21 protein-coding genes are annotated in these 21296 nt (G+C 45.2%); 12 read left to right on the top strand and 9 right to left on the bottom strand.

The features are described from left to right. Positions 1-38 precede the first annotated feature (38 nt). The 6 genes from lptD (at position 39) to apaH (ending at position 6799) form a co-directional block, all read left to right on the top strand. The gene (lptD, locus tag R7P67_RS15500) at positions 39-2384 is read left to right on the top strand and encodes an LPS assembly protein LptD (RefSeq protein ID WP_005379673.1); all 2346 of its coding nucleotides are present in this window, start codon (positions 39-41) and stop codon (positions 2382-2384) included. Positions 2385-2443: 59 nt separating this feature from the next. Further along, positions 2444-3727: a peptidylprolyl isomerase SurA gene (surA, locus tag R7P67_RS15505; RefSeq protein ID WP_005379672.1), complete on the top strand. Its 1284-nt coding sequence runs from the start codon at positions 2444-2446 to the stop codon at positions 3725-3727. Next, positions 3717-4715, top strand: a complete 999-nt coding sequence (gene pdxA, locus R7P67_RS15510; RefSeq protein WP_053306854.1) for a 4-hydroxythreonine-4-phosphate dehydrogenase PdxA — start codon at positions 3717-3719, stop codon at positions 4713-4715. Before surA ends, pdxA begins: the two co-directional genes overlap by 11 nt. Further along, positions 4712-5521: a 16S rRNA (adenine(1518)-N(6)/adenine(1519)-N(6))-dimethyltransferase RsmA gene (gene rsmA / locus R7P67_RS15515; protein WP_005379669.1), complete on the top strand. Its 810-nt coding sequence runs from the start codon at positions 4712-4714 to the stop codon at positions 5519-5521. Before pdxA ends, rsmA begins: the two co-directional genes overlap by 4 nt. Before the next feature lie 75 nt (positions 5522-5596). Next, complete coding sequence (apaG, locus tag R7P67_RS15520; protein WP_005379668.1) at positions 5597-5977, top strand: Co2+/Mg2+ efflux protein ApaG; 381 nt, start codon at positions 5597-5599, stop codon at positions 5975-5977. A gap of 15 nt (positions 5978-5992) precedes the next feature. Continuing rightward, a complete protein-coding gene (apaH, locus tag R7P67_RS15525) occupies positions 5993-6799 on the top strand; it encodes a bis(5'-nucleosyl)-tetraphosphatase (symmetrical) ApaH (protein WP_053306853.1) in 807 nt (268 codons plus the stop codon). Between the two features lie 257 nt (positions 6800-7056). Here apaH and folA read toward each other — a convergent pair whose 3' ends face one another. From folA to rplU, 6 genes are all read right to left on the bottom strand, one after another. Then, entirely contained in the window at positions 7057-7536 is a 480-nt protein-coding gene (gene folA, locus R7P67_RS15530; RefSeq protein WP_262652830.1) for a type 3 dihydrofolate reductase, read from the bottom strand. 9 nt (positions 7537-7545) lie between these two features. Next, on the bottom strand, positions 7546-8019 hold the full coding sequence (locus R7P67_RS15535; RefSeq protein WP_053306852.1) for a threonine/serine exporter family protein: 474 nt from the start codon (positions 8017-8019) through the stop codon (positions 7546-7548). Continuing rightward, entirely contained in the window at positions 8019-8819 is an 801-nt protein-coding gene (locus R7P67_RS15540; protein ID WP_318086023.1) for a threonine/serine exporter family protein, read from the bottom strand. The genes R7P67_RS15535 and R7P67_RS15540 overlap by 1 nt, the downstream gene beginning before the upstream one ends. 195 nt (positions 8820-9014) lie before the next feature. Continuing rightward, positions 9015-10190, bottom strand: coding sequence for an Obg family GTPase CgtA (cgtA, locus tag R7P67_RS15545; protein ID WP_005383091.1), 1176 nt, complete (start codon positions 10188-10190; stop codon positions 9015-9017). A 212-nt stretch (positions 10191-10402) separates the two neighbouring features. After that, the gene (gene rpmA / locus R7P67_RS15550; protein WP_005383095.1) at positions 10403-10660 is read right to left on the bottom strand and encodes a 50S ribosomal protein L27; all 258 of its coding nucleotides are present in this window, start codon (positions 10658-10660) and stop codon (positions 10403-10405) included. Positions 10661-10680: 20 nt separating this feature from the next. Then, on the bottom strand, positions 10681-10992 hold the full coding sequence (rplU, locus tag R7P67_RS15555) for a 50S ribosomal protein L21 (RefSeq protein WP_005383096.1): 312 nt from the start codon (positions 10990-10992) through the stop codon (positions 10681-10683). Positions 10993-11248: 256 nt separating this feature from the next. Between rplU and ispB the strand changes: the two genes are divergently transcribed. Beyond that, positions 11249-12220: an octaprenyl diphosphate synthase gene (gene ispB, locus R7P67_RS15560; protein ID WP_005383097.1), complete on the top strand. Its 972-nt coding sequence runs from the start codon at positions 11249-11251 to the stop codon at positions 12218-12220. A gap of 93 nt (positions 12221-12313) precedes the next feature. Here ispB and R7P67_RS15565 read toward each other — a convergent pair whose 3' ends face one another. Together R7P67_RS15565 and mdh are read right to left on the bottom strand one after the other, a co-directional pair. Then, positions 12314-12505 carry a hypothetical protein gene (locus R7P67_RS15565; protein WP_005379661.1) on the bottom strand — a complete coding sequence of 64 codons (192 nt, stop codon included), beginning with the start codon at positions 12503-12505 and terminating at the stop codon, positions 12314-12316. A gap of 113 nt (positions 12506-12618) precedes the next feature. Beyond that, on the bottom strand, positions 12619-13554 hold the full coding sequence (gene mdh / locus R7P67_RS15570) for a malate dehydrogenase (protein WP_005379660.1): 936 nt from the start codon (positions 13552-13554) through the stop codon (positions 12619-12621). 359 nt (positions 13555-13913) lie between these two features. Between mdh and argR the strand changes: the two genes are divergently transcribed. The 4 genes from argR (at position 13914) to R7P67_RS15590 (ending at position 19112) form a co-directional block, all read left to right on the top strand. Next, positions 13914-14384: a transcriptional regulator ArgR gene (gene argR, locus R7P67_RS15575; RefSeq protein ID WP_005379659.1), complete on the top strand. Its 471-nt coding sequence runs from the start codon at positions 13914-13916 to the stop codon at positions 14382-14384. Positions 14385-14789: 405 nt separating this feature from the next. Continuing rightward, positions 14790-15758, top strand: coding sequence for a TAXI family TRAP transporter solute-binding subunit (locus R7P67_RS15580; RefSeq protein ID WP_005379657.1), 969 nt, complete (start codon positions 14790-14792; stop codon positions 15756-15758). Positions 15759-16049: 291 nt separating this feature from the next. Beyond that, entirely contained in the window at positions 16050-18629 is a 2580-nt protein-coding gene (locus tag R7P67_RS15585) for a TRAP transporter permease (protein WP_213886519.1), read from the top strand. Between the two features lie 45 nt (positions 18630-18674). Then, a complete protein-coding gene (locus tag R7P67_RS15590; RefSeq protein ID WP_005379654.1) occupies positions 18675-19112 on the top strand; it encodes a universal stress protein in 438 nt (145 codons plus the stop codon). A 63-nt stretch (positions 19113-19175) separates the two neighbouring features. On the opposite strand, the gene R7P67_RS15595 is transcribed toward R7P67_RS15590, so the two are convergent. Then, entirely contained in the window at positions 19176-20252 is a 1077-nt protein-coding gene (locus tag R7P67_RS15595; protein WP_025768366.1) for an alkene reductase, read from the bottom strand. Between the two features lie 92 nt (positions 20253-20344). Between R7P67_RS15595 and R7P67_RS15600 the strand changes: the two genes are divergently transcribed. Then, positions 20345-21292, top strand: coding sequence for a LysR family transcriptional regulator (locus tag R7P67_RS15600; protein ID WP_042522435.1), 948 nt, complete (start codon positions 20345-20347; stop codon positions 21290-21292). The last annotated feature ends 4 nt before the right edge of the window (positions 21293-21296 follow it).

Here is a 21296-nt window from a genome sequence, read left to right on the forward strand (position 1 = left end):
AGCCATCGAGTAGTAGTGACACAGGAAAGTTCAATTCAATGCAACATTTCTCCCGCACATTTTTAGCGGCCTCTATCAGCACCGCCTTGTTTGTACCCACCACTCAAGCTGAAGCGAATATCCATGATAGTGTGCAGGAAATGCCCGCCACAGATCAATGTTTGGTCGATACAAGTGGCGAGGAGGACGCTCTTAATACCCCAGTAGTGGTAGAAGCTGACACCCTGCAAGCCATCAATGGTGACAAAGCTCAGTACTCAGGTAATGTACAAGTCACCCAAGGCCAGAAGAAAATTACCGCAGATAGCGTAACGCTGCACCAACAAGACAACGTCGTGGTTGCCGAAGGCAACGTGACTTTCAATGACGGCCAAGTCAAAGCTCGATCTGATCGTGTTACTAACGACATTAATCAAGATACGTTTTCACTTGAGAACACTGATTATCAGTTCCTTTGCCAACAAGGCCGAGGCACTGCAGCCTATATCGCTCGCACAGGTCAGTCGGTTTATGAACTCGAAGACGGCTCTATCACATCGTGCCCTCAAGGCGATAATTCATGGCGATTGGTTGCGTCAGGCATCGATGTTGACCAAGATGAAGAGACAGCGACGCTGCACCATCCTCGATTTGAAGTGTTAGATGTGCCTGTTTTCTATGTGCCGTATCTAACCATGCCAATTGGAGATACGCGTAAAACGGGTTTCCTCTTCCCTTCTTTATCGTACGGTTCTAGTGATGGTATGGAAGTCGAGGTGCCATTCTATTGGAACATCGCGCCTCAATATGACATGACACTCACCACGCTCTATATGCAGCAACGTGGTACAAAACTCGATACTGACTTCCGCTACCTAACAGATGGTTGGGGAAATGGGGAAATCAAAGGCGAATACCTCAATAGTGATCGCAAATACCAGGACGAGTCTCGTTGGGGCTACCAAGTTAAACACGACGGTATCATCAATAAACAGTGGATAGTCAAAGTCGATTACTCAAAAGTGAGTGATATTGATTACTTCCTCGATCTCGACTCCGACATTGGTAACCGTGAAGATGGTCAACTGGTTCAAGAAGGACAAGTACAATATCGTTCTGACTTCTGGGATGCCTCGTTAACCGTTCGTGACTTCCAAATCTTATTGAAAGAAGAGAACCGCCCTTATCGCCTGCTTCCTCAGTTAGACTTGAACTACTACACGCCGTTGTGGGGAGATTACCTTAACTTTGACGTGAAGAGCCAAGTCAGCCGCTTCGATACGAGCGATGCTGCGCGACCAAATGCGACCCGTGTTCACATTGAACCAGGGCTTACATTACCACTCTCAAACTCATGGGCAACGTGGACAACAGAAGCGCGTGTGCTCTCTACGTATTACTCTCAAGACTTAACGGGTTTGACAGATGTAAACTTGCAAAACCAGTTGGATGATGAAGTTTCTCGTGTTATTCCTGAGTTCCGTACGCATGCGCAACTTTACTTAGAGCGAGATACAAGCTGGATCAAGGGCTACACACAAACACTGGAGCCTCAGCTGCAGTACTTGTACGTACCTGAAGAAGATCAAACCAACATCTACAACTACGATACCACCTTGCTACAAACCGACTACTACGGGCTATTCCGCAGTCGTAAGTACAGTGGCATTGATAAAATCGCCTCGGCGAACCAGTTAAGCTACGGTGCGAGTACTCGCTTCTTTGATGATGACTATAAAGAGCGTCTTAACGTTTCATTTGGTCAGATTTACTACTTCGATAAAAAGACCAAACTGAGCAACAGCCCAAATCTTCCGGATGAGACAACCAATTACTCATCATGGGCGATTGAAGCTGATTTCAACTACAACGATTACTTGTTCTATCACGGTGGAATTCAATACGATATTGATTTGAGCTCCATGCAGTTGGCAAACAGTACCTTGGAATACCAATTCAACGGCGGCTTTATTCAGGGTAACTATCGCTACGTTACGCGTGAATACATCGAAGATACGATCATTCTCGAAAACCTAGACACAATTACTCGTAAAGGTATTTCTCAAGCAGGTATTGTAGCGGCCTACGAGTTCAACCCGAACTGGTCTGCGAGTGGTCAATACTACTACGACCTCAATGAAAATGCGGACCTAGAATGGTTAGCGAGCCTACGTTACCAATCTGACTGTTGGTACATTGGCGTCACTTACTCAAACCAATTGCTTGGTTGGGAAGACCAAGCTATCGGCAGCACCGGGGCATCACCTGAATACGAAAATAACTTCAGCGTTAACTTCGGTATTCAAGGCTTTGCGACCAACCAGCGTGAAGACACTGCTGTCAAAGAACTGGATGGTTCTGACAACGCGATTAAGTACGGCCGCCCATTCTATCTGAACAATTAATCAAAATAGGCGTCTTAAATGAATAAGACGCCTATTCAAAAATACTGACGGAATTTTAAATGAAAATTTGGAAATCAATCTTATTCACGACCCTACTCTCTTGCGGAGCGGTTGCAGCACCAGTAGAGATCGATAAGGTTGCGGTCATCGTGAACGACGGTGTAGTTCTACAAAGCGACATCGAAACAGCGATGAAAACGCTGCAAGCCAACGCTCGTCAAAGTGGAAAGAGCTTACCTTCTACAAGCGTGTTAAAAGAACAAGTCGTTGAAAAACTTATCATTGACACGTTGCAAGGCCAAGAAGCAGACCGTATTGGTGTGCGTATTGACGACAACCGTTTAAACCAAGCGATTGCAGAGATCGCACGTAATAATGAGCAATCGGTAGAACAACTCGCCGCTTCTGTAGAAAGTGAAGGTTTAAGTTACCCAGAATTCCGCGAACAAATTCGTAAGGAAATCGCCGCATCAGAAGCCCGCAATGCACTGGTTCGTCGCCGTATTAATATCCTTCCAGCAGAGGTCGATAGCCTTGCTGAGCAACTATCACAAGAAACCAATGCGACTGTTCAATACAAAATTGGACACATTCAACTGCGCTTCTCTGACGATAAAGAAAAATCTGCTGTAGAAGCAGAAGCTAAAGCGCTCGCGAAAAAGCTAAACGAAGGTGCAGACTTTACGGAGATGGCCTACACCTACTCAAAAGGTCCTAAAGCTTTACAAGGTGGTGACTGGGGCTGGATGCGTAAAGAAGAGATGCCGACCATCTTTGCTGATCAGATCAAGATGCAAAACAAAGGCAGCATTATTGGTCCATTCCGTAGTGGCGTTGGTTTCCACATCCTAAAAATAGAGGATGTAAAAGGCCTAGAAACGGTTGCGGTAACGGAAGTAAATGCGCGTCATATTTTGATTAAACCAACCGTGATTCTGAGCGACGAAGGGGCGAAGAAGCAACTGAATGAATTTGTACGCCGCATCAAAGCCGGTGAAGCAACGTTCGCTCAATTGGCAACACAATACAGTCAAGATCCTGGCTCGGCAGCACAAGACGGTGAACTAGGTTATCAAACGCCAGATCTTTACGTGCCAGAATTCAAGCACCAAGTAGAAACTCTGCCAGTTGGCTCAATCAGCGAACCGTTCAAAACCGTTCACGGCTGGCATATCGTTGAAGTGTTGGATCGTCGCCAAGTTGACCGTACTGACTCAGCGATGAAGAACAAAGCTTACCGTATTCTATTTAACCGTAAATTTAATGAAGAAGCGGGCGCATGGATGCAAGAGCTACGCGCAAGTGCGTTTGTTGAAATCGTGGATGACAACAATGACAACTAATACAATTCGTAGAATTGTCGTAACCGCAGGGGAACCTGCGGGTATCGGCCCAGACTTAGTGCTTGCCCTATCGAAAGAAGATTGGGCGCACCAAATTGTCGTCTGTGCCGATAAGAATATGCTGACGGAGCGAGCCAAGCAGCTTGGCATCGAAGTCCAACTGTCTGATTACAATCCAGAAGAAACACCTAAAGCACAAAAATCGGGCACGCTTATCGTTGACCATATCCAAATATCGGAACCTGCGGTCGCAGGCGAGCTCAATGAAGCGAATGGCCACTATGTATTAAAAACGCTAGAAAGAGCGGCTTTAGGCTGTATGAATGATGAATTTGATGCTATTGTCACCGGCCCTGTTCATAAGGGGGTGATTAATCGCGCAGGTGTTGCATTCAGTGGTCATACTGAATTTTTCGCCGAGAAGTCACAAACGCCGCTAGTCGTAATGATGCTAGCAACGGAAGGACTACGCGTGGCTCTGGTTACAACACATATTCCTTTAGCTTATGTGTCCAAAGCAGTCACCGAAGAGCGATTAGAAAAAATCATAGATATTCTTCATAAAGACCTTGTAGAAAAGTTTGCTATCGCACAACCAAACATCTACGTTTGCGGGCTTAACCCTCATGCTGGCGAAGATGGCTGCTTAGGTCGTGAAGAGATCGAAACCATCACTCCGACACTGGAAAAAATTCGACAAGAAAAAGGTATCAACCTGATCGGCCCTCTGCCGGCTGATACCATTTTCAATGAAAAATATTTAAATGATGCTGATGCTGTTTTAGGCATGTACCATGATCAAGTATTGCCAGTATTAAAATACAAAGGCTTTGGTCGTTCAGTAAATATTACTCTTGGTCTACCTTTTATTAGAACATCGGTGGACCACGGTACTGCATTAGATCTGGCAGGGACAGGTCAAGCGGATACAGGGAGTTTCCGAACAGCGCTCACGCATGCGATAGATTTGGTAGAGAAGAAACAATGAGAAATGATGTCCATTTAGGACACAAAGCGCGTAAACGTTTTGGTCAAAACTTCCTGAACGATCCATACATTATTGATGGAATCGTATCAGCGATTAACCCAAAACCAGGTCAAAACCTGGTTGAAATCGGTCCTGGTCTTGGTGCAATCACTGAGCCGGTAGGTCGTGAAGTGGATAAGTTCACAGTTATCGAATTAGACCGCGATCTGGCAGAACGCCTACGTACTCACCCTGAACTGGCGGATAAGTTGACCATCCATGAGGGTGACGCTATGCGTTTTGACTTCACTCAATTAGTGAAGCCAAACAACAAGCTGCGCATTTTTGGTAACTTGCCATACAACATCTCTACACCATTGATGTTCCACCTTTTTGAGTTCCATAAAGACATTCAAGACATGCACTTTATGCTGCAAAAAGAAGTGGTAAACCGCTTAGCCGCCGGCCCTGGCAGCAAAGCTTACGGCCGTTTAACGGTAATGGCTCAGTACTACTGTAAAGTAGTACCGGTACTGGAAGTACCGCCAACGGCATTCGTTCCACCACCGAAAGTGGATTCTGCCGTTGTTCGTTTAGTGCCTTACGAAGAGCTGCCATGCCCGGCGAAAGATCTGCGTTTGCTCGATCGCGTTTGTCGTGAAGGCTTTAACCAACGTCGTAAAACAGTTCGTAACTGCTACAAATCGTTGTTAAGCACAGAAGTACTAGAAGAGCTAGGTGTTAATCCAAGCATGCGTCCAGAGAACCTGACGCTAGAACAATTCGTCGCAATGGCGAACTGGCTTGCGGATAACCCGCAGCACTAAGAACTCAAACAATAAGCCAAACCCTTGTAGGTTTGGCTTATTATTATTGGGATATTACGTTTCTGAGGAGTGCACATGGACGTCATTCAACCTTGCATCAAAATTCAAGTTCACACCAAATACATCGAAGAACAGTCCAACCCAGAGCTACAACGCTACGTTTTCGCTTATATCATCACCATCAAAAACCTTAGCCAACAAACCGTACAGTTAGTGAGCCGCCGCTGGCTAATCACAGACTCGAATGGCAAGCAAATGACGGTTGAAGGTGACGGAGTGGTAGGCCAGCAGCCCTTTATTCCAAGCAATGATGAATACACGTACAGTAGCGGAACCGCGTTAGAAACCCCTGTCGGCGTTATGCAAGGACACTACAAAATGCTGGATGAGAAAGGGCAAGAGTTCATCACCGAAATCGAACCATTTCGCTTGGCTGTTCCAAATGTTTTAAATTAGTAAATTGGAGATTCAGTGGCTACCTATATTGTTGGTGACATCCAAGGCTGTTTTGATGAATTGCAGCGATTACTAGAAAAAGTATCTTTCTCTGCGAAAAAAGACCAACTTTGGCTTGCTGGTGATTTGGTCGCCAGAGGGCCTAAATCACTAGAAACGTTACGCTTTGTGAAGTCACTTGGCGCAAGCGCAATCGTGGTGCTTGGTAATCACGACCTTCACCTTCTCGCAGTGGCTCACGGGATAAAAAAGGTCAAAGACAAAGATAGAACCGCACCTATTTTCACGGCCCCTGACAAAGAGGAACTACTGACATGGCTAGCTCAGCAACCTCTATTGGCCGAGCATGACGAGTTCGTGATGTGTCACGCTGGCATATCACCGCAGTGGAATCTAAAAACAGCGAGAAAGTGTGCCCGTGAAGTTGAGCGCATCATCCAAAGTGAAGAGCTGCCTTGGCTATTAAAAAACATGTACAGCAATCAACCTGATTCCTGGGATGACTCTCTACAGGGTTTGGACCGATACCGTTATATTATCAATGCTTTTACGCGGATGCGCTTTTGTTTCCCTGATGGTCGTTTGGATATGGATTGTAAATTGCCACCGCAACAAGTTTCCGGTAACGAACTTATTCCATGGTTTGAGGTGCCTAAACGTATCCACTTAAACAAAGCGGTGCTCTTTGGGCACTGGGCTGCACTGCAAGGTTATATGAACAACGAAGTCATCGGGCTAGATACTGGCTGTGTTTGGGGCGGAAGCCTAACCATGATCCGTTGGGAAGATAAGAAAATTTTTACTCAGGATGCGTTAAGTTAAACACTGAATAACAGTCGATAATCCATAGTAGGAGGAATACCTGTCACTTAACACCTCCTGTAGGGTCATTCCAACGAGCCTTAACGAGACTAGGAATCTAATATCCTCGCGCTGCGAACAGATAGAAATACCTTTGACAACAAAGTACTCGTATAGAGGCTCCTGAACCTCGCTCGTTCGTCGCTTTTCAGGATGACGGTAGGTTGGGATGACCGCTCGCTGCTATACGAACGGCATTACCCCGTTTTAATCTCGAATTACTTCTCTAACACCGTAAAACGCATGTTGTAGGCGTTCTTCTCATCGGCTTGATATATTTCTGAGTAAGTTTCCTTAAACTCGTCTCCCCAATCTGGGAACTGAGTATCACCATCAATGGCCGCTTCAATGTGTGTTACATACAGTTTATTGGCCATAGGCAGACAAGATGCGTAAATCGCACCACCACCAATGATCATCACTTCTTCCACGTCACCAGCCACGTCCAAAGCTTGCTCAATCGATGTTACGGTAGTGACGCCTTCGATCTTTAGTGTCTCATCACGGCTGATAACAATATTCAAGCGACCAGGTAAAGGGCGACCAATAGACTCATAGGTTTTGCGTCCCATCACAACCGGTTTTCCCATGGTACAACGCTTAAACCAAGCGAAATCGGCGGGAAGATGCCAAGGCATTTGATTGTCTTTGCCAATGATGCGATTGTCGGCCATCGCGGCAATCATACTAATGATCATGTTAGGTCCTTATACAATTGGTCTGCGGCGATAGAATAACAGCCCTGGAACCGCAAGACCAACAGCTAAACCTGCAATAATAAACATGGCCTTAAGAAAGTTTTCCATACAGGTTGCGACAAGCTCGGGTGAGTAGCCAACATGATTGATTTCTACCATAGCGATCATTGCTTTGTACGCAAACACACCCGGCACCATCGGGATCAAAGCAGCCACAGTAAACACTTTTGGATGCGCGAGAAAACGGTGAGACCAGTACACACCAATCATCCCAACTAACGTCGCGGCAAAAAAGGTTGCCCACTCAATAGGAATGCCAAACTGCATCATCAAGTAGCGGCTACCATGACCAATCGCACCACCAACAGCGCAATACACTAAAGCTCTTTGTGGCACGTTAAAAACCAATGCAAATCCTACGGCGGGAATCGCCGCAAAAAACATGTCATTCAACAGGCCAAACATCAATTCAAATAAACTCATTAGATTGCCCACCCCCAAATTCCAGTTACACTCATCGCAGCAACGATCCCCAAACATGTCGCCAACGTTAGTAAACTAGCCATCACAAATCGAGCAATGCCCATATTAATGTGGCCTTTCAACATATCTGCGACAGAGTTAATGAGTGGGAAACCAGGTACAAGCATTAATACTGACGATGCCATTGCTACGGTAGGTAGATTACCGATTTGGTAAATTTCCGCCTGTGCTGAAATTAAGGTAGTCACAAAAGCGGTCGCAGCAAAGTTCAATAGAGGGTTGAAATGACGATGACCAATTTCTTGGCGAACTATCATGCCACCAGCTGAAGCTAAAAAGGTCATGATGAAGACTCCCCAATCACCACCAGCTAGATGACTGAATGCCGCACAAGACAAGCCAATCATAAACACCACCAACCAGCGGTTATAACGCTCTGGACTGATAGCGTTCAGCTTTTTCTGCGCCATGGTTGCATCGAGCAAACCACGCTCCATCATGATACAGATTCGTTGAATTTGCGTAATAACGCGCATATTGATGCCACGATCAGCGCAGCTTCGGGTGGTGGTGATGCAATGCCCATCCATTATCGTCGTCACAACCAATGCATTAGCTGATAGTGCTACCGCAACTTCATTCACCCCACAAGCTAGGCCAATACGACGCATAATATCGCTCACAAGAGTACTTTCAGCACCATGAGCAAGTAGCATTTGTCCGGCTTGGGCGACAAGACGAGAAATCGATCGTTGAGTAGATACCGCCAACTCTCTAGGCGGTATGGTTTCTAGAGTCATAAATAAGTCTAATTCCTTTTAGGGTGTTACTCATTCATACGCGCGAGGGCCAAACTAACCCTCAAAAAACACGACGTATCGGTTATTGTGCCGTAAATCACATCACCTAAATATGATTTAGATACAAAAAAAGCCGCAATAAATAATTGCGGCTTAATGAATTATAGGCAAACAGGCATTGTTTGACCGTTCTGATTAGTCACGAACGTAGACAACGTGACCGTCATCTTCTTCATCGTCCCAGTCATCCCAATCGTCGTCGTCATCTTCAGTGATAACGTCTTTACCCGCCATCGCATCTTTATGGTAATCATCCCACATGAAGTTAACTTTATCTTCTTCAGCCACTTCTTCCTCTTCGCGAGGTAGGTTATCCATAAAGTCAGCCAGTTTGTAACAAAGCTCTTTAGTACCGTTACGATTGATCGCCGAGATCTTAAAGTACTCGTCTTCCCAACCTAGTGCGTCTAAGATTTCTTGGATCTTCTCATTCGCTTCTTCTTCAGGCATTAGATCAACTTTGTTGAACACTAACCAGCGCGGCTTACTTGCCAGTTTTTCGCTGTATTGTTCTAGTTCATCAATGATCGTCAATGCATTTTGCACCGGATCGGACTGATCAATTGGCATAATATCGATCATGTGCAGCAACACTCGACAACGCTCTAAGTGCTTCAAGAATCGAATACCAAGGCCAGCGCCATCTGCTGCACCCTCGATCAAACCAGGGATGTCTGCAACAACAAAACTTTTCTCTGGTACGACACTTACGACACCCAAGCTTGGGATCAAAGTCGTGAATGGGTAATCAGCGACTTTCGGTTTTGCTGCTGATACTGCGCGGATAAAGGTTGATTTACCAGCATTAGGTAGACCAAGCATACCCACATCAGCAAGAAGCAATAGCTCAAGGCGAATTTCGCGTACTTCACCTTTTGTACCCAATGTTCTCTGACGAGGCGCGCGGTTTACTGAAGATTTGAAACGCGTGTTACCTAGACCGTGCCAACCGCCTTTTGCGATCATCACTTTCTTACCGTGTTCAGCAACTTCCGCCACGATTTCATTTGTGTGGATATCCACAGCGCGCGTACCCACAGGTACACGAAGAACGATGTCTTTACCACGCTTACCTGTACAGTTACCACCGCGACCGTTTTCACCACGCTCAGCTTCGTAGAAGCGCTGGAAACGGTAATCAATCAGGGTATTTAGGTTTTCATCAGCTTGGATATAAACATCACCACCGTCACCGCCATCACCGCCATCAGGGCCACCTTTAGTGATGAATTTTTCACGCCAGAAACTGACAACGCCACTACCGCCATCACCAGCCTGAACTTTTACTACCGCTTCATCTACGAACTTCATCTTTTACTCCGACTACTTCGTGCGTGGATTAAATCTTACTATGTCATCCGACAATTTTAGCAGATGACAGATCTAAGCTCCCAGATTCAAATCGCTTAGGATCTTAGCGAGAAACTTCGATATGTCGACTGCCACAAATAAAAAACCCCGCCGATTCGGCAGGGCTTTTGAATTCAGCTTAAAGCTATTAAGTAACTTGGTTAAAAACCTAATTACTCAGCTTCGATGCTTACAAACTTACGGTTCTTAGGACCTTTCACTTCGAACTTCACTTTACCTTCAGTAAGAGCGAATAGAGTGTGGTCTTTACCGATACCTACGTTGTTACCAGCGTGGAACTTAGTACCACGTTGACGAACGATGATGTTACCTGCAAGTACAGATTCACCACCGAAACGCTTAACACCTAGACGTTTGCTTTCTGAATCGCGGCCGTTACGAGTAGAACCACCAGCTTTTTTGTGTGCCATTGTTAAACTCTCCTAATAGATTAAGCGTTGATACCAGTGATCTTCACTTCAGTGAACCACTGACGGTGACCCTGTTGCTTACGAGAGTGCTTACGACGACGGAACTTAACGATTTTAACTTTATCGCCACGACCGTGTTGTACAACTTCAGCAACAATTTTGCCGCCCTCTACAAGAGGAGCACCAACTTTGATGTCTTCGCCGTTAGCAACAAGAAGAACTTTATCAAATTCTACAGTTGCACCAGTTTCAACGTCTAATTTCTCTAAACGAAGAGTTTGACCTTCGCTTACACGGTGTTGTTTACCACCAGATTGGAAAACAGCGTACATATTTTACTCCGCTTTTTCCGCACAGCCTTTCTTGAGGGTGTGCGCTAAACTAATCATCAATAGGGCGCAGATTCTACAGAATAGATGCTCCTATGACAAGCCATATTTTGAAAAAATTGGCGAAAAGCTAATCGCCAAAGAAAAGTGCGGCAATCATGCCCTTTAGTAATGTATTAATCAACGTTTTTTAGTGTATTATTCGACAATTATATAAATCGAATAAGCCTTGCAGGGTCTAACTTCAGCCGGATATACGATGGATTTTAAAACTATCCAAGCGCTTACTGCCGATGACATGGCAAAAGTGAATGAAACAATTCAAGCCCAACTTAATTCTGATGTCTCTTTAATCAACCAGCTCGGTTTTTATATCGTGAGTGGTGGAGGCAAACGTCTAAGACCGCTTTTAGCGATACTGTCAGCCCGTGCACTTGGTTACCAAGGCAATGGTCATACAATGGCAGCTGCGTTTATTGAGTTCATCCATACAGCGACTTTGCTGCATGATGACGTGGTAGATGAATCAGACATGCGCCGTGGTAAAGCCACTGCGAATGCAGCATTTGGCAATGCGGCTAGCGTATTAGTTGGGGACTTTATCTATACACGCTCATTTCAGATGATGACGGAACTAGGATCCATGAAGATCCTTAAACTAATGAGCAATGCCGTAAACGTGATCGCCGAAGGTGAAGTACAGCAGTTGATGAACTGTAACGACCCTGACACGACAGAAGAAAGCTACATGCAAGTCATCTACTCTAAGACTGCGCGCTTATTTGAATCCGCAACTCAAATCGGTGCAATCTTAAATGATGCTCCTGAGCATGTGGAAATCGCAATGCAAAATTACGGTAAGTATCTAGGCACTGCGTTTCAGCTCATTGATGACGTCATGGATTACACTTCTGATGGCGAAGACATGGGTAAAAATGTGGGTGATGACTTGGCCGAAGGCAAGCCAACTTTACCTCTACTCCATGCTATGCGTAATACCACACCAGAAAACGCCATCATGATTCGTGAAGCGATTGAGAAAGCGAATGGCATGGATCGCTTAGAAGAAATTCTTGCGGTCATGAAAGAAGCAGGCTCTCTGGAATACACAACGCAAAAAGCTCTAGAAGAAGCAGACAAAGCAATCGCAGAACTATCAGTGTTGCCAGAGTCTGAATACAAACAAGCGCTTGTTACTCTGGCTCATGTCGCAGTACAACGCACGAAGTAATCAATAGCTACCCATAACGCAAGACTTATAGCAAAAAGGAAGAGCATACTCTTCCTTTTTTACGTTTGATACCTAATGACGACGCCCGAGGCGCTAGTAATATCTGTCACTACCGCCATGCAGTTGTGGATCATCTTCTATTTCATCAAAGCTAACGGCGAGTTGCTGTTCAGTCCCTTGTTTGGACAACAATACCGTCTCTGCTTCATGGTCGACCACTAATATCGTACCGACGCCTTGTTGGCACTCAACAACCATGCCTTTACGGATTCGACTCGCTTCCATCATCTTCTCCTTCACTACGTGGTTTTATTCGACCATTTTTACGAAGTTGAGAAATCAAGGATCAAAAAAGCCGATCAAAATGATCGGCTTTCTTCTTATATAGGCTTTCTAGATTACTTTGCGAATTCAACACCAATGTTGATGTCGCCATTTAGTGTTTCTAGCATACCGTCTAATGCAGACTTTTCGTAATCGCTGAGTTTGCCGTAGCTTAGTACTTCTTCAACGCCTTCTTTACCCAGTTTCACAGGTTGCGCGAAGTAAGTCGCGTGTTCGCCGTCGCCTTCAACGTAAGCGCACTCAACTACGCCTTCTTCACCTTGAAGAGCACGAACCAGAGACAGACCAAAGCGACATGCAGCTTGGCCCATTGATAGTGTTGCACTACCACCACCCGCTTTCGCTTCTACAACTTCAGTACCTGCATTTTGAATACGTTTCGTTAATGCTTCTACTTCTTCAGCTGTAAACTCAACACCTTCTACTTGAGACAGTAGAGGTAAGATCGTTACGCCAGAGTGACCACCAATTACTGGCACGCGAACGTCACCTGGATCTTTGTCTTTTAGCTCAGCAACAAACGTTTCTGAACGGATAACATCCAACGTTGTTACACCAAATAGACGACGCTTATCATAAACACCCGCTTTTTTAAGAACTTCAGCAGCAATTGGCACTGTTGTATTTACAGGGTTTGTGATGATACCAACACAAGCTTTCGGACAAACAACCGCAATCTTCTCCGCTAGCGATTTAACGATACCAGCGTTTACATTAAATAGATCCGCACGATCCATACCTGGCTTACGCGCAACACCAGCAGAAATTAGCACAACATCCGCGCCTTCTAGTGCTGGAGTAGGATCTTCACCAGCGTAACCTTTGATAGAAACTGGCGTAGGGATGTGGCTAAGATCAGCGGCCACACCAGGAGTTACTGGAGCAATATCATATAGGGCTAGATCAGAACCAGCAGGAAGACGGTTCTTAAGTAGAAGGGCCAGGGCTTGACCGATGCCACCAGCGGCACCAATAACGGCTACTTTCATGTAGTTCTCCTTGAGAGTATTTCTCTTATAAACGTATTCGTAGGGTAGTTTGTAACCAACTTAAATAAAGCTATCGGAATCACAACTTGATTACAATCAATTAACGCTAGCTTTGCGACCTCGCGCAACTCGCTGTTACCGTGCTACAAATGGGGCTTGGATTATTCTTTTATTCTGTTGAAATGACAAGGAATTCAAGAAAACAGATACAGCCCTACTTCAGCGCGCTAAAGAATTCTATGTGGTATATAGTTTACAGTGACGCATCTAACATAATCCTGGGACTCTTTGGCACCGCCTGAATATATATGCGAGAATATGCAAAATTGCTTACCCGTAATAAGAGATTTGTAATGACTATGCGCAATTCAGAAAAACAAGACAACTTAGTTCGCGCCTTTAAAGCCCTGTTAAAAGAAGAAAGCTTTGGCTCACAGGGCGAGATTGTTGACGCACTCAAACAGCAAGGGTTTGAGAGTATCAACCAATCTAAAGTCTCACGTATGCTGACTAAATTTGGCGCCGTCCGTACGCGCAATGCAAAAATGGAAATGGTTTACTGTCTTCCTGCTGAGCTAGGTGTCCCAACAGTCAGCAGCTCTCTGCGTGAACTGGTACTAGACATCGATCGTAACGCAGCGTTAGTAGTAATTCACACCGGCCCAGGTGCAGCGCAGTTGATTGCTCGCTTGCTTGATTCACTCGGTAAATCCGAAGGTATTCTTGGTGTTGTCGCGGGTGACGATACCATTTTCATTACGCCAACCATGGCAATTACGACTGAGCAACTCTTCAAATCAGTGTGCGAGCTGTTCGAATATACTGGTTAAGTTCTATAAAGCTTCAATCAGCTAACTCATTGTGGGTTATAAAAGAAGTCTCATTTTGTAGCCCATAATTTATGTAAATTTTTTGCTTACTCCGCTCATTCTTTAACCATCCGTTTTGTGATTAACATCACGCAATTGATCTTTTTCATTTCAGTCACTAAACGTTAATTAAGTAATTGTTATAAAAAGAATTAAATCACAAATTGAATCCTATCCCCTGATACAAAATTCAGACTTATCAACTATAACATTTAACAATTGGATAATTTTCTGCCAATTTTTTGTTATGATTCGCTCGCTTTTTCAAACGATTGGATTGAAAAAGGTGCCGTTTCCAAATAGGAAACTCCAGAAGTGATTTATGGTTATTTCCGGGTAAATAATGAATATAAGGAAGGGAAATTCATGGCATTTAACAAACTTCTCAAAGTAGGCGCTATCGCTGCAGCCGTAATGGGCGCAGGCGCAGTTAACGCTCAAGAGTTTATTACCATCGGTACTGGCTCTGTGACAGGTGTTTACTACCCAACTGGTGGTGCTATCTGTAAGTTGGTAAATAAAGGTCGTAAAGACCACAACATCCGTTGTTCAGTAGAATCGACTGGTGGCTCAATTTACAACGTTAACACTATCCGTGCAGGCGAATTAGATTTTGGTATCGTGCAATCGGATTGGCAGTACCACGGCTACAACGGTACGAGCAAGTTTGAAGAACAAGGCCCGTACAAGAAGCTACGCGCAATGTTCTCTCTTCATACAGAACCTTTCAACATCATTGCGCGTGCAGATTCAGGTATTGAAAACGTTGAAGACCTGAAAGGTAAGCGCGTAAACATCGGTAATCCAGGCTCTGGTGACCGTGCAACGATGGGCGTTGTCATGGAAGCGATGGGTTGGACAAACGACAGCTTCAAATTGGCGTCTGAGCTAAAAGGCTCTGAACGCTCTCAGGCACTTTGTGATAACAAAATTGACGCCTTCATTTACATGGTCGGCCACCCGAACGGTTCAATCAAAGAAGCAACCACATCATGTGATGCGAAGCTAGTTTCAGCAACAGGCCCTAAAATCGATAAAATTGTTGCCGACAACCCATACTACGCCTTTAGCTCAGTACCGGCTGGTATGTACCGCGGTACAGACAAAGACGTAAACAGCTTTGGTGTTGCAGCAACAATGGTAACGACCTCTGATGTTTCAGACGATGTCGCTTACAACGTGGCAAAAGCTGTGTTTGAAAACTTTGATACCTTCAAGCGTCTACACCCTGCATTCGCAAACTTGAAGAAAGAAGACATGGTGAAAGCTGGTCTTTCTATTCCTCTTCACCCAGGTGCAGAAAAATACTACAAAGAAATGGGTCTAATTAAGTAATTTCCTCAGACTCTACATACAGGCAGGAAAGAATATTTTCTGCCTGTTTGAGCATACAGGTTGTAGCACGCTCTAACTGTATGCTTCATTCGCCAGTTTTCTTCTGAAAACTGCGAGCTCATACCCAAGAAAACTTAAACGCCGCCTAACAGAGTATCCAACAATCAACACTTTGAGTTCAGGCAGCAAAATACTCGAAAGCAAACTTCGCTCCATTCACTACACTGATAGAGGCGAAGTGTGGTTCTCGATAAAAATCAGACAGGACCATCAATAATAAGGAAAAAGTACATGGCGACGAATCAAGCTCCGTCACAAGATGTGCAAGAAATGGTGGCTCAGGCAGACACAGGTGCACGTAGCCCTTCGGGAATGCAAGGACGAATCCTTTGGTTTGTTCCTCTGTGTTGGTCACTATTTCAATTATGGTACGCATCCCCGTTACCATTTATTTTCAATTTTGGCGTACTGAACGACACGGAAGCGCGATCTATCCACCTTACTTTCGCGATCTTTTTGGCTTTCACTGCTTATCCAGCGATGAAGAATTCTCCTCGCGATCATATCCCTCTTGTTGATTGGATACTCGCGTTGGCTGGCAGCTTTTCAGCAGCCTATATATACCTTTTTTATACTGAGCTAGCAGGACGCTCAGGCGCACCGACAACGGTTGATATCGTTGTTGCTGTTATCGGTATGCTCCTCCTTTTAGAAGCAACACGCCGAGCACTTGGTCCACCATTAATGGTCGTGGCTGCTGTTTTCCTTACTTACACCTTTGCAGGCCCTTACATGCCTGACGTTATCGCGCACAAAGGGGCAAGCTTGAACAAGGCCATGTCTCACTTGTGGCTAACAACAGAAGGCGTATTTGGGGTTGCGCTAGGTGTTTCTACCTCTTTTGTCTTCTTGTTTGTATTGTTTGGAGCAATGCTGGAACGCGCTGGTGCTGGTGCTTACTTCATTAAAGTTGCCTTCTCGTTACTTGGCCATATGAAAGGTGGTCCAGCTAAAGCGGCCGTTGTTGCATCAGGTTTATCTGGTCTGGTTTCTGGTTCTTCAATCGCAAACGTAGTAACAACTGGCACCTTTACGATTCCACTGATGAAGCGTGTTGGCTTTCCCGGCACAAAAGCGGGTGCGGTAGAGGTAGCGGCTTCAACCAATGGTCAGTTAACACCGCCAATCATGGGTGCAGCAGCATTTTTGATGGTGGAATACGTCGGTATCTCCTACGTTGAGGTGATTAAAGCCGCCCTACTTCCAGCGCTAATCTCTTATATTGCTTTAATTTACATTGTTCACCTTGAAGCATGTAAAGCAGGCATGACAGGCCTTCCTCGTCGCCACAACCCAACACTAGTACAAAGTCTGCTGTCCTTTACTGGCACAATCTTAGGATTGTGTGTGATCAGCGCATTGGTTTACTACGGAGTGGGTTGGACAAAGGACGTCTTTGGTGATGCCGCGACACCAATTGTTACCGTCGCACTATTAATCGCGTACGTTGGGTTGGTGAAAGTCTCAGCAAATCACGTGCAAGATGGCGCAATTGAGATTGATGCAGAATTAACAGAAGTACCTGATCCTGGCCCAACCGTTAAGTCAGGCTTGCACTACCTACTCCCTATCGTCGTATTGGTTTGGTGTTTGACTGTCGAACGTTTCTCACCTGGCCTTTCGGCATTCTGGGCAACGGTGTTCATGATTTTCATTTTGCTTACTCAACGTCCGTTGATTGCACTGCTATCAAAGCAAGGTGACATGCTTCAGCAAACCAAAGATGGCTTTATCGATCTTGCCGAGAGCTTAGTTTCTGGTGCGCGCAATATGATTGGTATCGGCGTTGCAACCGCGGCAGCGGGCACCGTTGTTGGTGTTGTTACACTAACGGGTATCGGCCTAGTGATGACCGACTTCGTCGAGTTTATCTCTGGTGGCAGCATCATTCTTATGCTGCTGTTTACCGCCATCATTAGCTTGGTTCTGGGGATGGGTCTGCCAACAACAGCGAACTACATCGTGGTCTCTACGCTAATGGCGCCGGTTATTGTTACGCTCGGCGCAGCGCATGGCTTAATTATTCCGTTGATAGCGGTGCACTTGTTCGTTTTCTACTTTGGTATTTTGGCCGACGATACCCCACCTGTAGGCCTTGCGGCTTTTGCAGCAGCAGCAATTGCGAAATCAGATCCAATTCGTACTGGTATCCAAGGTTTTACTTACGATATTCGAACCGCTATTTTGCCGTTCATGTTTGTGTTCAATACCCAGCTATTGTTAATGGGGATCGACTCTTGGTGGCATTTGGCACTCACAGTCATCTCATCGATCATTGCAATGCTGATATTCTCTGCGGCAACTCAAGGGTGGTGGTTCACGCGTAACAAGTGGTGGGAAACAGTCCTATTATTAGTACTGACATTTTCGTTTTTCCGTCCAGGTTTTTGGTGGGACATGCTGTACCCAGCGAAAGTTCTTTCTCCTGGCGTTGAGGTAGCTCAAATCACGGAAACACTAAATGTAGGAGAATCATTGGAGTTACGTGTTGCCGGTGAAAACCTTGAGGGCGACTACATTGAGAAAACGGTTCGTCTTCCATTCGAAGACAGTGCGACAACAGCAGACGCACGTATTTCATCTATGGGTCTGATGCTGACCGAAAGTGACAACAAAATGATTGTCGATATGGTTGAATTTGGTAGTCCAGCAGAGTCCGCAGGTATCGACTTTGATTGGGAAATCAAGTGGGTTATCCAGGATGCAGACCGTCCGATGAAAGAGTGGGTGTTTGTACCATGCTTAATGATTTTGCTGGTGCTTGCAATGAACCAAAAACGTCGTGCTCGTAAGGAACAATTGAGCGCATAACCGATTTGGCCCCGAGGATAAAGGGGCCTTAATGAGAGACATTGAATGTACAAACAAATTCTTGTTCCGGTTGATCTAAATGACCAAGGCTTTTCAGACCGAGCGGTTGAACTAGCGGTTTGGCAGGCAAAGCAAGCAAATGCTCAAATCCATCTTCTGACTGTACTACCTGGTATTCACATGTCGATGGTTGCCACATACTTTCCGAAAGATGCTGCGGCCAAAATGAAGCAAGACGTGAAGCAGCAACTAAAAACTTTCGCTAATGAGCATATTGCTGAAGATGTGGTTTACCAAGTGCATGTTGCTGAAGGCAAGGCCTACGCGACCATTCTTGATTATGCAGAACGTTTAGGCGCTGATCTCATCATTATGCCAAGCCACAAGCGCTCTAAAATCAATAAAGTAATGCTTGGCTCTGTCGCGAGTAAGGTTGTGGAATATTCTCCAATCAATGTGATGGTCGTAAAACCGCAAGGCTAAGTAAATACAGAAACGAAAAAGGACGCTAACATTAGCGTCCTTTTTATATGAAACAAGTAAGGGTTATGCCATCACTGGGTAATCGGTATAACCTTCTGCTCCCCCCAAATAAAAGTGTTCTGGTTTCGCCTCATTAAGAGGTGCATTTTTCTTAAATCGCTCAACTAAATCTGGGTTTGCGATAAAGGGAACGCCAAATGCGACCACATCAACTTTGTTTTCTGCAATTGCTGTTGCCGCTTCTTGTGCACTGTAGCCCACGTTCGCCATTAAGTGACCTTGATAGTTTTCGCGTGCTGGCTTGAGAACATCTGCTTTTTGTACGCCTTTCAGATCCGCACGCATCACGTGCCAATAAGCAAGATCGAAAGAATTAAGTTGCTCTGCTAAGTAACGCACCAAACCAACTGGATCACTGTCTTTCATGTCATTAAATCCATTTAGCGGAGATGTACGCAGACCGACTCTTCCGGGTCCCCACACCTCAACGACTTCTTTCACTATCTCAAGTAAAAATCGAGCACGATTTTCAACCGAGCCACCGTATTCATCGGTACGTAAATTTGAGCCGTCACGAAGGAAGTTATCAATAAGATAACCATTGGCGCCATGTATCTCGACCCCATCAAAGCCGGCTTTCTTGGCGTTTTCTGCACCTTGTTTAAACGCCGCAACAATGGAAGCTATCTCATCCACTTCGAGTGCTCGTGGTACCGTATATGCTTGCTTACCCGAAGGGGTATGGACTAATTCATCACGAATGGCCAATGCGCTCGCCGCTACAGGTGTTTTTCCTTCATTCAGATCAGGATGACAAGCTCGTCCCGCATGCCAAATTTGCAGTACAATCTTACCGCCTCTCTCATGAACCGCATCCGTTACCTTTTTCCAAGCTGCGATTTGCTCTTCGTTGTAAATGCCCGGTTCTGCCATAAAAGCAGACGTACCTTCCATCACCATGGTGCATTCAGCAATGATAAGTCCGGCACTCGCACGTTGAGCGTAGTATTCAACCATAAGGTCATTAGGAATATGGTCTGCGCCAGCACGAGCTCTCGTTAAAGGCGCCATAATAGCACGGTTATCTAATGCTAATTGACCGAGTTCGATAGGAGAAAATAAGTCTACAGAGTTGGACATGGTGTTTACCTCAAATGACAATAACTTGATGGCTAAGGATGAGGTGCCAGACTATAATCAGATTAATATTGAAACAATATGGATAATTGAAAGTGATTGTTCGCAATTTAGAAACAATTGACTTTAGAACGCTTTCTATCTTTGTCACAAGCTGTCGACTACTGAGCTTAACCAAGTGCGCGCTGGAGTTAAACCTACCGAAATCTACTGTTAGTAAAGCCATAACCAAACTCGAACAACACTTTGAAGCCAAACTCCTAGAGCGCACAACCCGAAAGTTAGTGATCACCGAAGCTGGCCAAATGGTTTTAGAGCGTGCTGCAAGCTTAGTTGAGGAATTCCACTCAATTGGCCATGACGTACTGGAGATGGAACAACAGATCCAAGGCCGGCTGCGTATTTCCGCGCCACCAGCGTTGGATGCGTATATGGCGGAACACATCTTTTTGCCATTTTTAAAACAATGGCCAAAAGTACAAATTGCGTTAGAAGCATCGAACGATTTTGTTGATCTGTTTTCACACGGCTTTGATATGGCAATTCGAGTCGGTCAGATAGTTGATGATCGATTGATCGCAAAAAAATTAGGCTATACGACTCGAGTCCTGGCTGCTAGCCCTGAGTATTTAGCTGAGTTCGGCGTACCTGAAACGCCAGAAGACCTGACAAAACACAACTGTTTGAGGTATCAATATGTTTCAGAAATAGGGCCTTGGACGCTGATCTCACACGATAATACCGTCAATGTTTCAATAACCAGTAACTTCTCAAGTACAACTGTAGAAGCAATATTGAAAGGCGCACTTAAAGGACTAGGCATCGCTAACTTACCTGTGCAGAACATGACGCAAGAGCTAGAAAGTGGCACCTTAGTCAGAGTGTTACCGCAATGGCACACGGTACCAATGCCTATTTATTTAGTCTATCGTCCTGGAGCAAACCGCCCACGGCGTGTACAAGCAATGATTGACCATATCATGAGCTTAAGATCTCAATTTGAATTTGGACCTCGGCATGGTTTGTGTTGCGGAGAAGCATAACCTA

Source organism: Vibrio sp. Vb0937, assembly GCF_033338855.1.

Bases quoted from the DNA above. Each gene is read 5' to 3' on its own strand.
- R7P67_RS15565 (WP_005379661.1), bottom strand. From the start codon at position 12,505: ATGGAAGCGAGTCGAATCCGTAAAGGCATGGTTGTTGAGTGCCAACAA.
- mdh (WP_005379660.1), bottom strand. From the start codon at position 13,554: ATGAAAGTAGCCGTTATTGGTGCCGCTGGTGGCATCGGTCAAGCCCTG.
- argR (WP_005379659.1), top strand. From the start codon at position 13,914: ATGCGCAATTCAGAAAAACAAGACAACTTAGTTCGCGCCTTTAAAGCC.
- folA (WP_262652830.1), bottom strand. From the start codon at position 7,536: ATGATCATTAGTATGATTGCCGCGATGGCCGACAATCGCATCATTGGC.
- R7P67_RS15535 (WP_053306852.1), bottom strand. From the start codon at position 8,019: ATGAGTTTATTTGAATTGATGTTTGGCCTGTTGAATGACATGTTTTTT.
- R7P67_RS15540 (WP_318086023.1), bottom strand. From the start codon at position 8,819: ATGACTCTAGAAACCATACCGCCTAGAGAGTTGGCGGTATCTACTCAA.
- R7P67_RS15580 (WP_005379657.1), top strand. From the start codon at position 14,790: ATGGCATTTAACAAACTTCTCAAAGTAGGCGCTATCGCTGCAGCCGTA.
- R7P67_RS15595 (WP_025768366.1), bottom strand. From the start codon at position 20,252: ATGTCCAACTCTGTAGACTTATTTTCTCCTATCGAACTCGGTCAATTA.
- pdxA (WP_053306854.1), top strand. From the start codon at position 3,717: ATGACAACTAATACAATTCGTAGAATTGTCGTAACCGCAGGGGAACCT.
- apaG (WP_005379668.1), top strand. From the start codon at position 5,597: ATGGACGTCATTCAACCTTGCATCAAAATTCAAGTTCACACCAAATAC.
- rpmA (WP_005383095.1), bottom strand. From the start codon at position 10,660: ATGGCACACAAAAAAGCTGGTGGTTCTACTCGTAACGGCCGCGATTCA.
- rplU (WP_005383096.1), bottom strand. From the start codon at position 10,992: ATGTACGCTGTTTTCCAATCTGGTGGTAAACAACACCGTGTAAGCGAA.
- cgtA (WP_005383091.1), bottom strand. From the start codon at position 10,190: ATGAAGTTCGTAGATGAAGCGGTAGTAAAAGTTCAGGCTGGTGATGGC.
- ispB (WP_005383097.1), top strand. From the start codon at position 11,249: ATGGATTTTAAAACTATCCAAGCGCTTACTGCCGATGACATGGCAAAA.
- R7P67_RS15585 (WP_213886519.1), top strand. From the start codon at position 16,050: ATGGCGACGAATCAAGCTCCGTCACAAGATGTGCAAGAAATGGTGGCT.
- R7P67_RS15590 (WP_005379654.1), top strand. From the start codon at position 18,675: ATGTACAAACAAATTCTTGTTCCGGTTGATCTAAATGACCAAGGCTTT.
- lptD (WP_005379673.1), top strand. From the start codon at position 39: ATGCAACATTTCTCCCGCACATTTTTAGCGGCCTCTATCAGCACCGCC.
- surA (WP_005379672.1), top strand. From the start codon at position 2,444: ATGAAAATTTGGAAATCAATCTTATTCACGACCCTACTCTCTTGCGGA.
- rsmA (WP_005379669.1), top strand. From the start codon at position 4,712: ATGAGAAATGATGTCCATTTAGGACACAAAGCGCGTAAACGTTTTGGT.